Here is a 12,848-nt window from a genome sequence, read left to right as displayed (position 1 = left end):
GCCGATGCTTATTCCCCTGGGGAGCCGGGACCGTGCCCTTTTCAATCGCGCCGTGGTCCTCGCCAACTGGCGGGGCGGCTACAAGACTGACGAGCAGCGCCGCGCGATGTTTGCCCGTATGCGAGGGGGAAGCGGCGGGGGCGGCGGCGGGCGTGACAGTGGCTGGTATGGCTTCGGAGAAGGAGACGAGCACTTCGCCCCAACCTCACCACCAAACCCTAGGCGCGCGCCCTCCCCGAAGCCTGTCCGATCTATGACCGATGAGGACCGCAAGGCGATGTTTGCCAAGATTCGTGAGGGCGACGAGTCAGGTCGGTCCTATGAGTCCCGGGTCACGATGCACCCCTCGACCTATAAAGGCGAGACCCCGGAAGAGGCCGCCGCCAGGCTGGACCGCTCCATCCCGTCCATCCTCGGGGACGCCGCCGAGTATCTCTACGACGGCTTGTTTCCCGGGATGTCAGGCTCGGAGGCCCTGCAGTTGCTGGGTGCGATCCAGGGCATGGCCTATTCCGTGAAGCTGGGGCAGTCCGCGGCGACCGCGGCCGGCCGGGCCGTTCAGTTGAATACGACGGGTACAGCTGTGCGGCCGTCGATCTACGAATTCGGGGAGCCCTCGACCGAGTACTTCCGCTGGTATCAATACGGCGGCAAGCCCCATGCCACGCCACTTTCGACGTCCCAGGCCCAATCCTACATGCGGCTGATCGGGCTCGGGAACCGGGCCTTGGCCAACGCCGGGTCGCCGGTCCAGTTCATGACCGATGAGCAGCGCCGCGCGATGTTCGCCCGCCTTCGCGGCGGCGGTGGAGGCGGAGGGGGCGGCGGCTCCTCTTCGTCCTATCGGCCGCTGAACTACGACAACTCCCGCGACTTCGAGGCCCGGATCGCGTCGCTGGAGCAGCAGAAGAAAAACATCGAGGCCGGCATCCCGCCGCCGCCCGAGCCGCGCAGCTTCGAGCTCATCGACACTCGGGCGCTGGAGCGGGAACTGCTCCGAAGCGGAACGCACCTGTTCGACATCAAGGCGCAGGTCCAGGCGGCCGAGGCCCAAAACCAATCGGTCCGCGCCCAGCTTCGCTCGATCGAGAAGCAGATCAAGGCCAAGTACAAGGACCCCAAGAAGCAGAAGGCGGCGCTCCAGGCGTTCTTCGACAAGGTGGCCGCGCAGAACGCGAAGGACCAGTACCAGTACGAGGATATCGTCCGCGAGGCCCAGGAGCAGATCAACAAGCTCGACGCCGCCATCCAGTTGGAGCGCATCCGGCAGCAGGAAGCCGAGGCCGAAGCGGAGCGGCTTGCGTGGAACGCGGACAGCCGCGAGTTGTCCCGCGAGGACCGGGAGGCGCTCAAGGCCCAGATCGCCGCGGACAAGGCCGAGGCCCGCGCGGCGGCACAGGCGGACAAGGCGAACTCGCCCGAGGCCCAGGCTCGCCAGGAGAAGCAGAAGGTCTCCACGCTCAAGACCCTGTGGCGCGACGCCGCCAACGGCGATGAGGGCGCCGTGATCCGCGGCCTCCAGAAGCTCGGCGTGGACCCGGCGACGGTGGACATCCCCGCCCTCGTGGATGAAGCCACATCCATCGGCGTGGTCGGCCGCGACGCCAGTTGGCAGCAGCGGCTCCAGGCCCGGCAGGACAAGGCCAACGCCTACAACCGCCCGATCCCCGGCACGGACGGCGAGCCCATCCAGATCGTGCCCCGCAGCACGGCCCAGTACCAGGACGCGCCGCTCCGCGGCACGGATCCCGGTCCCGTTCACCACAATCCGCAGGTGTCCGAACGCGAAGTTGACTCGTACATCCGTTACCAATCCGAAGCGGATGATATCGCGGCCCGCAGCAAGCGCGGCGCGATCCCGGACTGGCAGGCTGAACAGGAGATGCGGCGCGCCTGGGCGCGACACCAGCAGCGAATCGCGGGGGAGTAATGGCTCGCCTTCTGACCAACTGGCGCGGCGGCTACCAGACCGACGAGCAGCGAAGGGCCATGTTCGCTCGCCTGCGTGGTGGCGGGGGCGGTGGCGGCGGTTCGGGTGGGAAGGGCCGATCCTACGACTCGCGCGTAACGATGCACGCCTCGACCTACAAGGGGCAAACCCCGGAGCAGGCCGCGGCGCAGATGGACCGCTCGATCCCGGAGATACTTTCCGATACCGCCGGCTGGCTCTACGAGGGCTTCTTCCCCGGCATGTCCAGCGACGAGGTCTATGCCCTCGCTTCCGCTTTCCCCGGCGGGGTAATCATCGGAACCGGTTCCAAGACGGCCGGGGCCGTCCGTGCCGCGGGCAAGATGGCGCCGAAGCTCAAGGCGTTCCTTCGATCACTGGCCGTCTTCGGCGGGGCGCTCGGGACAGGTCAGGCCGTGGGGTACTACCGGGACCAGAACCCGACCATGAACCCGCGCACGGACCACTTGCTCGCGCTGGTCCAGGACGCCGCGAACACCGTTGCTGCGCTTTCGGGGCTCAAGTTGGCGAGGATCGGGATCGGCAGCCTGCCGGGCATGTTCCGCCTTGGCGAAGCGCTGGGCGCGGCCGGTGACAAGATCAAGGCCGCCCAGGCCGCAGTCGCCGGCAAGACTCCCGGCGTGATCAAGACGCCGCTCGGTTGGGTCGCCAGGGCGTACAACGCGGTTGCGGGGTTCACTGGAGCGGAAATCAAGCAGTTTGCCGAGATGCCGGGCGCCTTGAAGAAATACCAGCTTTCCCAGGGGCTCACCGGCCGCGCGGCGGAGTTGCGCTCGCAGGCGGAGAAAATCGCGCGGGTGGCCCAGTCGCAGCATGACTGGATGAAGTGGAAGGCCCATGAGGTGCTCGGCACCTCGCACAAGGGCGCGCGCGCGTTCTGGCCGTCGGCTGAACGAATGTACCAGGAAGGCGCCGGGAAGTTCTTTGCGGCAGAGGCCGGGCTCGCGGGGTCACGGCGGTCCGCCGCGCACTTGGTCAAGATGGCCGGCAAGGTCGACGCCAAGGCCACGAGACTCAAGAAGGATGCGATCGGTTCGCTCGCCCGCGCCGCGTATGTTGCAGCCGGGGCCACGGCGGTCCATACGGCCGAGCAGGGGATCAAGGACAACTATCGCCGCGATATGGAACGCGCCTTCGCCCAGGGCCAGCCCTTCGTCCTGAACCCGGACGCCGACATCACCGACACACCGCTCAAGCGCGCGGTCATGTTCGCCACGGGTACGCTCGGGAATCCCGTCGAGAAGCAGACGCGGTTCTATGTGGGCGGCAAGTACACCAAGGACCTCGCGGAGCGGGCCTACCAGGAATACCAGTACGACACCATCGAGGCCGCGCGGAAAGCCGGCCACATCACCGATAAGGAAGCGGACCGCCTCCAGGTCGAGCGGGCGAAGCAGAAGCCCTTCAACATGGCTGGCAAGTCGCTCCACAGCTTCACGCCTGCGATTGCGGGCTTCGGCAAGTTCGCGGCCTCCACGGTCTCAAAGGCCATCAGGTACCGCGACGCCTCGGAATTGAAGAAGCTCTACAGCCCGTCGCAGGCGGCCGGTGTCGGCCTCATGGCCTATGGTAACACCGTGGGCGGCAAGTTGCCGTCCAGCATACCGATTTCCTGGAACGCATTTCTGGCGGGGCAGGGGGTCTACCAGGCTTACAAGCAGGGGCCGAAGAATTGGCGGGGAAAGGTCTATAAGCCGTTGCGGATAGATCAAAAGTAGCCGAATACTAATCCGCATGCCGGGTGGCGTGGGATCCGTGGCTGATTGTGTAACCCTCAGTCAGTCACGGGGCCCCGATTCGGAGCCTGCATTTCCAGTCGATTCGAGGATCTCCGCTAATGCATCGTGGCCATTCTCTTGCGCAAGTTCTGCCGGGGTGTGCCCAAGTGAATCGCGGATAGACCTGTCCGCCCCGTGTTTCAAGAGCAACTGCGCTAGATCCGTATCACCAAGCGCGGCGGCAAAATGAAGCGCCGTCGCACCCTGAAGCACGCGGGAACGGAACTGCGTCTTCTGTATGCTCCCACCCCCAGAGTACTTCTCGTTGACTTGACGAGGCACTCCGAAGGCACCGTAGTAATTCTCGTCGGTAAGCTCGTTAACTGATGCTCCTAACGCAAGGAGTGCCTCGACGGCCACAAGGTTGCGATGTGATGCGGCAAGATGTAAGGGAGTGATGCCATCATGCCAGTCTCGGGCGTTGGGATCAGCGCCACTCTTGATGAGTAGTGTCATCATGGGAACATTGGTCGCGAGTGTTGCATAGTGAAGCACTTTCCACCCGTAGGAATTTCCGTTCCTGTCGACGTCAGCTCCAGCTTTGATGAGCGCCTCAGCCTTCTGGAGATCGCCGTTCTTGACGGCATCTTCGAAATCCATGTCTCTCTGAAAGGACTCCGGCATCTGGCCCTTTTGTGTGGTCCTGGGTTTGGACTCATTCCGATGGTTCGCGCAACCTAGCAAGCAGGCGGACGTCAGAACGGTAACCACGTACGCATTTATGATTCTCATTTGTTACCTCTTTATGACAGCCCTAACCTTTGCCTAACCCGCCGCGGGTGATTCGTAAGGTGCGAGGCATGGTGGGGCCCATGTCATCTCTGCGCGGTGAAGTCCTGTCGGCTTGTCACCTCGCAGTCAGTCGCATATGCGACCCGCCCTTCGGCACGTGTCGAAGTGACGAAATGACCACTGATCGCGTACCCGTCTGTAGGGCAATCGGTTCCATTGACTTCGCCATGCTCCATAAAGAACGTACCGTTCTGAATAGGAATGTTGTCAAACCGAAACCCGTCCCGCGAGAATCGCAGAGATCGAATGCCTGTAGACCAATCTACAATGACGGCAAAGTGGCCCTCTTGGCTGAAGGAATAGGCCCCAGTCTCCGGATCAATTCCAGTTGCAGAGAAGCTGTCGAGACCGTACCCGTCCTCACCGTTTCCATCGCAGCCGGTCATCATGCCGCACATGCCCAGCGCAAGCGTCACCACGAGAATGCTACGCTTCATCGGTATACTCCTTTCCATGTTTTCGAGGCCGAACGTCGAGGCTGAGGGTCCCAGCGGAACGTCAAATACCCTCCGTTTTCTTGTGTGCACCCAGCACATGCATGAACTGATGTGGTTCAAGTCCCCTTTCGGAGGATCAGGATAGCGAACGGATGCTCAAAGGCAAGATCGAGTCCGCCATCATAACCTGCGGGAAACTCAGTGGGAAGCAAGCTGCCCTCCAGTATCCCGATTTCATGGAATGCATTTCTCGCCGGCCAGGGCGTCCATCAGGCGTACAAGAAGGGGCCGAAGAACTGGAGGGGGAAGGTCCATAAACCTTTCCGGGTAGATCAGCCGTAGCCAAATGCGAAGTTGCCGGCCGGTCGTGTGCCCTGCTGCTGACTGAACTATCCAAGGCCATACATGGGGCGCTCGATTGGCGTCTGTTGCCTTTCTGATGCTCTGTTAGCGTTCATACAACCTCTCTCCATCATCTGGAATCCCGCCTCGTACATGGCGACAGCCGCACCGCCGACAGATGCGGAAATCGGGCGCCCGGCCGGGAACCTGTTCTCGCCCCGGTGTCCATGGCCCCCAGTCATGGCATGAAAGAAGATGGTGCCGCTGCTCTCCGTTCGGAACTCGGATCATCCACAAAGTAAATCCGTAAGGCAGATTTCGTTCGAGGTGCAGATATCGCGGCAGTCGACATCGTGTGCAAGCGCACTCACCCCATGTGTGGATAGATTCAGGCACATCACGTGTGATGCCGCAGACAAGACAAATTCGTCCACAGGGATCCCATTTGTGCTGATCGCGGCGGGCCCAGCAACTCGTATGCTTGCCCGATCGTGTGCAACGGCAATCTTTCCATTTGTGAAATCCTAAGATGCATAGAAATGGCTTCATGTCTTTTCCTCAACGCAAAAAGAAATTAAGTCCTTTCCTTGTGTTTTCAGAAGGTCTAATCATAACGCGGCCATCCCAAGCGCGTTATGTATCGTTCGATTCTCACCAAGGGTCTTCAGCCTCCAACCCCTATGCCATTCTACTCCTGTGCCTCCACGGCCCCAGCAAATAATAACCCTTGACAATACAGCGGCGATGTAGTAAGCATACCCACAATGAGAGACCGAATCTAACCACAGAGCTTTAGGGCAACCGCGCGGCCTGATCCGCCGCGAGGCATCCCAGAGAAAGGCGGCAGTTTGGTGCCAAACCACCATCTGCCGCCTTTTTCTTTTGCCCGGGAAAGGACACGAACATGGCAGAGCAACCGACCGAGACGCCGGCCCCCGAGAAGGTGGACCTGGCGCAGCTGAAGCAGATGCTGAAGCTCCCCGAGACGGCGACCGAGACGGACATCATCGCGGCCCTCGTCCAACTGATCGCCGGGCTCCAGCAGAAGTACGACGCGCTGCAGCAGAAGTACAACGAACTCCTGGGCGATGCGGTAGCGATGGAAGACGAAGTCGCCAACCGCTATCTGGCCGACTTCGAGGACCTGATTCCGAACGAGAGACGGGAGTTCTGGAAGTCCTCGCTCCTGCACAACCGTGACGAGACGCTGGGCATTCTCCTGGGCCTGCGCAAGGTCCGGGACGAGGCCAAGCCGGCGCCGGCGACTGAACCCAAGCCCGAGGCGAAGCCGCTGTTCCGCAACCGGCTCGTGGTCGCCCGGACCGTGTCCGAGTTGGCCGAGGAAAGCCCGGCCGCCAGCATCAGCCGCGCGGTGGCGATCCGCAATCGCGCCCACCAGATCCGCAGCACCGAGAAGATTCCGTATGCCCTGGCGTTCTCCAGGGCCGAAAGGGAGATCGAGCAATGAGCCAGACCAATGTGAAGACCGGCCGCTTTGTCGTCCTCGCGGGCGAAGACCTGACCGGCATGGAAGACCGCCTGGTCATGCTGACGCATGATACCGGCGTGCCCGAGGTGAAACTGCCCGCCGCCAACGACGACGCGGCGGTCTACCTGCTGCTGGAAGGCGCGGCCGATGCGGAGAACGTGTCCGTGGACCCGATCCAGGCCGGCCAGAACTACCGCGTCGTTTTGGACGGCACCTGCAACCCCGGCGACAAGCTAGTCCTGGCCGATGGGGCAGGGACCGCCGCTAAGAAGGGCAAGGTCCGGGCCCTGCCCGCGGCCGCGGGCACCTACCGGGTGCTCGGCATCGCCGAGTCCTCGGGCGTGGACGGCCAGCTGGTTCTTATGCGGGCCGCGAGCCTCGGTTTCGTCACGGTGATCTAACCCCGAAAGGAATCCATCATGAACCGCATCCTTACCCTGACCGCAGTCCTCCTGGTGGTCGCCGCGTTCTTCGCGTTTGCCGCCGATCCCGAGAGTTCGTTCCGCGAAGGCGTCCGTACGCAGGTGATGTCCAACATCTACAGCGTCGCGGTCAGCTTCCCCGGTAACGTGGCCATCACCAGCAACGCCACCGTGTCCGGTAACGCCGCGATCACCGGCAACCAAGTCGTGGGCGGCACCGCGACCACGGCCGTCCTGAAGGTCCTCGGCGCCGCCACGGTGGATGGGGCCGCCACGTTGACCGGCGGCATCACCGGCGGCACCACGGTAACGCAGGTCTGGTATAGCGTGCCGCAGTCCACGGCCAACGCCGTTACCAATACCCTGATCCTCTACAAGGGCGTCGGCCAGACCCTCACCCAGGCCCCGTAAGCCACGAAAGGAACACCACCATGAGCAGACTCGCCTCTATCAGCAGCGACCCGGTCCTGAAGGAGTTCGCACAGGGCGTAGCCCAGGACTCCGTCATGCCCGTCGCCGACTTCCTCGCCCCGACCGTCCCGGTCTCCAAGTCCGTCGGCCGGTACAAGAAGTACACCGAGAAGAACCGCTTCCGCATCCCCGATACGCTGCGCGCGCTCGGCGGCCGGGCCACGGAGCTCAAGTTCGAGGTGTCCGACGACACCTACAACTGCGAGCCCCACGCGCTCGACTATCCCGTGGACAACCTGGAGCAGCTCGAGGCCGACGGGATCATGAACATGCTACGCGAGGGTGCGGTCGCCATCGCCCAGGTTGCGGCCTTGTCGCACGAGAAGCGCGTCATCGACGCCGCCCTCGAGGCGGTGGGCGCCGGCACGGCCAAGGTCTGGGACGCCTCGTCCGACCCGGTCGCCGACGTGGACACTTCGATCCTTCAGGTCATCAAGGCCTGCGCGTTCGGCTCGGTCATGAACGTGGGCGTGCTCTTCGGCGCCACCGCCTGGAAGATCTTCAAGAACGCCGCGGCGGTCCGTAACCGCTTTGTCGTGGGTTCCGGCGGCAAGGCCGGTGTGGGCCTCGCGGTCCCGTCCGAGCAGTCGGCCAACCAGCTCTTCATCGGGAGCCCGGAGGTCCGGACCTCGTACATGGTCTACGACACGCAGCCCGAGGGCAAGGCCGCCGACTACAGTTTCCTGCTGGACTCGACGGTCCTCGTCTTCACCCGGATGCCCCAGCCGTCGCGGCTGGACCCGAGCTTCATGAAGACCTTCCGGCTCATGAACAACTACATGGTCCCGAGTTCGTACGTCCGGGACGACGGCCGCGTCGAAGTGGCGAAGTTCGACTGGTCCGAGGACGTGAAGGTGACCAACACGGCCGCGGCGGTGCGGTTGAACATCTCGGCCTCCTGATCGGGGTCGGTAACTGGAGAAGGGGGCCGGGGCGGTAACACGTTCCCGGCCCCTTGTGCTGAATATGGAATGGGTAGCCCTAAATGAAGCGCTGATCCTGACGGACTTCCCCACGGAGCTCCGGCCGCTCTATGACGCCTGGCTCGTGGAGCATCCCGACAAGGCCGGGCGCCTGGCCGCGATCATTGCCAACACGGCGGCGGAGATCCGCGCCCTGGTCGCGTCCAATCCGGTCAACCAGCTCGACGAGGACGAGAGCAAGATACCGCTGTCGCTGCTGCGACAGGCCGAGACGATGATCTTCTTCACGCTCTGCATGGAGATGGGCGTCTCGGTAGCCCCCGAGGCCAACCAATCCATGATCCGGGCCGAGATCACGCTGCGGACGCTCGTGTACGGCCGCTACCTTGTGACCTCGGGCATCATCGAGGGCGGTCCATCGCCCCGCTACAACCCCGAGCCAGAGCGGCCTGCCGAGCGCACGCTGCCCGTATTGGCGGCACTGCTGGCCCTGTTCCTGGGCGCCACGGCCGCCCCTGCGGCCTGGGTCAAGCCCGAGAACCCCGGCACCCAGCTTACCGAAGTGGACCCGTTCTGGACCGCTTTCCGGGCCGGGGAGCTTGTCACTATCGGCAACAGCGCCGTGGGCTCCGGCGATGCCGTGGCCATCGGCACCTGGGCCAACTCGGATGCCGGCGGCTTCGCCATCGGCTCCCACGCCAACGGCTCGACGTACGGTTCAGTCCTGGGGTTCTACAGCGTGGGCAGCCTCTATGGGGCGGCCGTGGGCTACCAGGCCAACGGCAACGATCATGGCGTTGCCATGGGCTACAACGCCACCGGGCACACCTACGGCGTGGCCCTGGGCTATCAGGCTGCTGCCGATAATTACTCGGTCGCAATCGGCGCGGATGCCCGTTCGGTCTATGGCCTTGCGGCGGGTTTCCGTGCGTCGGCACAGGGGCAGGGGGCCGCGCTGGGCTGGTACGCCGACGCCGGCCCGTCCGCCACCGCGATCGGCTACACGTCCCGGGCGAGCACCAACGGCACGGCGATCGGTGCGGATGCCAGTGTGAGCGATTCGGGCGTTGCGGTGGGCATGGGCGCCGGGGGCGGCCGCTACGGCGCGGCTCTGGGTTCTGGCGCCAATGGCTCCGACTCCGGTGTGGCCATCGGCTATCATGCCCTGGGCTCGGCTTCGAACATGGCCATCGGTTATCGGGCCCGTGCGGACGTGCCCGAGACGCTGATCTACGGCTGCAACACCTGCACGTCGCCCTCGGCCGAGTTCCCTTCGCCGACCGGCTACATGACTGGCTATCCCACCAACCGCATCAGCATCGGGCCGGACACCTTCAACCTGGTGGACCATTCGGCGCTCATTCGCGGGTCGCTCTACCTCGACGGCGCCACGGCCGTCCACTACCGCGCCACGTTCGGAACGGGGGAGTGGGCCCAGGCGTTCCCGCCCGCTTCCGAGGCCAGCACGGAGTGGCGGATTCAACTCAGCCCCTCGTCGTCTGGGGGCGGTGGCGGGCTTTATGTCCAACGAGCCGGCGCGGGGGTGGCTCTCCTGTTCGGCGTCACCAATAACTCCATCACCGGGCTTTCCGGCTGGGATATGCTCGCCTTTGTCGGCTCCGATGTCTCTTCGGCCCCCGCTGTGCTCTATGACATGCGGCCCCAGCCCATTTCGTTTATCGGCCACACCAACTGCATTTTCGAGTACCGGGCCGTTTCCCCGGTGTCCTGGTCGAATGCCGCGCCCTATGTCTGGTGGATGGAGAATGTGGTATTCGATCCCCTCACGTCGGCCACGACCACGACCAAGCTGTTCACCATCACCCACGACTACACGGCCGGGGAGTTGACCAATCAGGCCGGCGTGGTGATCGGCCCCTCCTGCTACTACACCAACGCGGGGCCGTTCTCTTCCTTCACGTATGGCGGAATCTCGAACCGGCCGGCCACGGGCCGCTGGGGGTTGCTTTGGCGCTACAGGTGGATCCCATGATTACCAAAGCTATCGCATTCTCCGCCGGCAGCCTGGCCGCCCTGGCCAGCGCCGCTCCGGCTTCGCCCGAGGCCATCGAGGCCGTGAGCAAGTGGCCCGTGACGGTTGTCCTGGGCGCGGTGTGCTGCTTCTGCGTCTACCTCATGTACCGGCAGGGCGCGGATTACCGGGCCAGCCTCGATAAGGTCGCGGACTCCCTCAACAACCTCTCGAAGAACCTGGCCGAGCGGCCGTGTATCCGTGATCCGAAGAACGATTAGGAGAACGCCATGAAAAAGCTGATCCCGTTCCTGTTCGCTACGGGGCTCCTGTTGAGCTCCGGCTGCGCCACGGCGCTGACGAACCAGCTCCTGCAGCGTCATGACGCGGTCCGCGTCGAGGTAGAGGGCAAGTCGGTCATGGTGGGGGTGGACCTGTTCGCTCTGGACGAGGTCACCGAGCATCCCTTCATGCACAGTTTCGCGGCCGTCCTCGATCTTGGGGCCGGCTACCTGGTTTATGACGCCTTGGGGGACAGCGGCGGGAGCAGCTCCACGCACAGCACCACGGCCTACACGATCCAGACCGGCGACAACTCGCCCGTGTACTTCATGGACAACTCCACGGTGAACAACAACCAGAGCAGCACGCCTGCGGCGCCGGCGTCTACCGAGGAAACAGCCCAGCGTGCACGGAGGGGCCGATGAAGATCCTCTGCGCCATTCTTGCCGCCCTGCTGCTGGCCGGCTGCGGCACGCCGAAGGGCTACGATTGGGACACGACGCCGGACCACAATGGCGAGGGCTATGTCGGAGGTGCCCAGTGAAGCTCCTATGCATTGACTCCCAGGGTGAGCGCATCCAGGCCCAGTACCGGGATCTCCTGCCCAGTATCGAAATGCGCGGCACGCCCACGCCCGAGAAGTGGCGGGATACAAAATGCCACGAACACGGCTCGCTTTGCGGCTGGCTCCTGGCGCTGCCCGCCCAGGCGGCGATACTGGCCGGAGAGTTGACCGATAAGGTCGAGTTGGTCTTCTGCCGCATTTTCGATCAGAACGCCCGGTTCATCCCCGGTTCCGAGGAACGCATCCTCGACGTGATCCGGGAGGAGCGGCCGGACGTGGTCTCGCGGTCCTGGGGCCAGTGGGACATGGACGACATCATGGGCGAGTACTACGCCCAGATCGAATGGGCCGACTGGGCCCAGCGGTACGCCGCGCTCCAGGCCGAGATCGGGTCCCTCGATGTCGGCGCCGCGGGCAACGACGATGACAACGACAAAGACGACGATATCGTCTACCCGCAACGGCTCCTGGCCGACTGCTGCATCATCGGCGCCGCGCACCGGTCCGGGAAGCCGGCGGCGTGGTCAGGCGACGGGGCAGGGGTTCTCTGCGTGATGTGGGGCGATCGCGTCTACTCGCCGGACGCCACGGGCCGCTGGTGTCTGTGGTCAGGGACCAGCGCCGCCACGCCGAAGTTCGCCGGGGCCGCGGCCCTGCGCCGGCAACAGGCGCGTGAGATCAAGCTCACGGTCATGCACGAGGCCACGAGGCCCTCGAGGGCGATCTACGAGAACATGACGCATCACGCCAAGTGGGGCTTCGGCAACTGGGAGGAAGCCTGGCAGAAATACGCGCGCCTCATGCCCACCGAGTTGATGCCGCCTCCTGCGCCTGCGGGGATCCAGAGCCTGGTTGAGCCCATCGAGTTCTTTGAGTTCAGGCGGCTCATCTGACCGTCCGTTCCACACACACATCACACACACAGAGGGGCAACTTTCTCCGAAAAAAAGTTGGACCATAGCTCTTCAGTGCGCAAACCGGACGAGCTGCCGGGCTGATTTCTGACCTTGTGTGTGTGAATGTGTGTGTAAATGTTCGAGAAATTTCATTTTATTTCTTGACGTTTCAATGAAGGCGCATTTTTGGGACAAGTTCAGAAAAGCCAATAAAAACGGGCCTGAAATTCATCATTTCAGGCCCGAAAAATTGGTAGCGGGGGTTGGATTTGAACCAACGACCTTCAGGTTATGAGCCTGACGAGCTACCGGGCTGCTCCACCCCGCAGTCAGTGCGTGAACTCTACAGGACGGCGGCCAGGATGCAAGCTATTTTCCGGGAACTGTGGTGAGGATTTCAAAGTTTCCGTTTTTGTGCGGTCAAACTTTCCGAATGGGGGTCCATTGGAGCAAAACCACGGGATAACGGTCTGGGGCGGGCCTATGGCGCAGATAGGAGATACTACCGTC

At 63.5% G+C, this 12,848-nt stretch carries 12 protein-coding genes and 1 tRNA gene; 10 read left to right on the top strand and 3 right to left on the bottom strand.

Annotation, left to right across the window (positions count from 1 at the left end; genetic code table 11):
* Positions 1-253: 253 nt before the first annotated feature.
* Together KA248_15365 and KA248_15360 are read left to right on the top strand one after the other, a co-directional pair.
* Positions 254-1,930 (top strand): hypothetical protein, encoded by a 1,677-nt coding sequence (locus KA248_15365; protein ID MBP7831286.1) that lies wholly within the window; start codon positions 254-256, stop codon positions 1,928-1,930.
* The gene (locus KA248_15360) at positions 1,930-3,687 is read left to right on the top strand and encodes a hypothetical protein (GenBank protein ID MBP7831285.1); all 1,758 of its coding nucleotides are present in this window, start codon (positions 1,930-1,932) and stop codon (positions 3,685-3,687) included. The genes KA248_15365 and KA248_15360 overlap by 1 nt, the downstream gene beginning before the upstream one ends.
* Positions 3,688-3,747: 60 nt before the next feature.
* Here the strand turns inward: KA248_15360 and KA248_15355 are convergent, their stop codons facing one another.
* Positions 3,748-4,347, bottom strand: a complete 600-nt coding sequence (locus KA248_15355; protein ID MBP7831284.1) for an ankyrin repeat domain-containing protein — start codon at positions 4,345-4,347, stop codon at positions 3,748-3,750.
* A gap of 215 nt (positions 4,348-4,562) precedes the next feature.
* Complete coding sequence (locus KA248_15350) at positions 4,563-4,976, bottom strand: hypothetical protein (GenBank protein MBP7831283.1); 414 nt, start codon at positions 4,974-4,976, stop codon at positions 4,563-4,565.
* A 1,246-nt stretch (positions 4,977-6,222) separates the two neighbouring features.
* Here KA248_15350 and KA248_15345 point away from each other — a divergent pair.
* The 8 genes from KA248_15345 (at position 6,223) to KA248_15310 (ending at position 12,335) form a co-directional block, all read left to right on the top strand.
* Positions 6,223-6,786: a hypothetical protein gene (locus KA248_15345; protein ID MBP7831282.1), complete on the top strand. Its 564-nt coding sequence runs from the start codon at positions 6,223-6,225 to the stop codon at positions 6,784-6,786.
* Positions 6,783-7,208, top strand: a complete 426-nt coding sequence (locus KA248_15340) for a hypothetical protein (GenBank protein MBP7831281.1) — start codon at positions 6,783-6,785, stop codon at positions 7,206-7,208. The genes KA248_15345 and KA248_15340 overlap by 4 nt, the downstream gene beginning before the upstream one ends.
* A gap of 18 nt (positions 7,209-7,226) precedes the next feature.
* Positions 7,227-7,640: a hypothetical protein gene (locus tag KA248_15335; GenBank protein MBP7831280.1), complete on the top strand. Its 414-nt coding sequence runs from the start codon at positions 7,227-7,229 to the stop codon at positions 7,638-7,640.
* 20 nt (positions 7,641-7,660) lie between these two features.
* On the top strand, positions 7,661-8,602 hold the full coding sequence (locus KA248_15330; protein ID MBP7831279.1) for a hypothetical protein: 942 nt from the start codon (positions 7,661-7,663) through the stop codon (positions 8,600-8,602).
* 64 nt (positions 8,603-8,666) lie between these two features.
* Positions 8,667-10,616, top strand: a complete 1,950-nt coding sequence (locus KA248_15325) for a hypothetical protein (GenBank protein MBP7831278.1) — start codon at positions 8,667-8,669, stop codon at positions 10,614-10,616.
* Positions 10,613-10,876, top strand: a complete 264-nt coding sequence (locus KA248_15320) for a hypothetical protein (GenBank protein ID MBP7831277.1) — start codon at positions 10,613-10,615, stop codon at positions 10,874-10,876. The genes KA248_15325 and KA248_15320 overlap by 4 nt, the downstream gene beginning before the upstream one ends.
* Positions 10,877-10,885: 9 nt before the next feature.
* Positions 10,886-11,302 carry a hypothetical protein gene (locus KA248_15315; protein MBP7831276.1) on the top strand — a complete coding sequence of 139 codons (417 nt, stop codon included), beginning with the start codon at positions 10,886-10,888 and terminating at the stop codon, positions 11,300-11,302.
* Positions 11,303-11,417: 115 nt separating this feature from the next.
* Entirely contained in the window at positions 11,418-12,335 is a 918-nt protein-coding gene (locus tag KA248_15310; GenBank protein MBP7831275.1) for a S8/S53 family peptidase, read from the top strand.
* Positions 12,336-12,589: 254 nt separating this feature from the next.
* Here KA248_15310 and KA248_15305 read toward each other — a convergent pair.
* Positions 12,590-12,666, bottom strand: a tRNA-Met gene (locus KA248_15305).
* Positions 12,667-12,848 lie beyond the last annotated feature (182 nt).

The organism is Kiritimatiellia bacterium, from assembly GCA_018001225.1.
GTDB lineage: Bacteria > Verrucomicrobiota > Kiritimatiellia > CAIQIC01 > JAGNIJ01 > JAGNIJ01.
The sequence above is the reverse complement of the archived record's forward strand: the minus strand, read 5'-3'. Positions and strand labels throughout refer to the sequence as shown.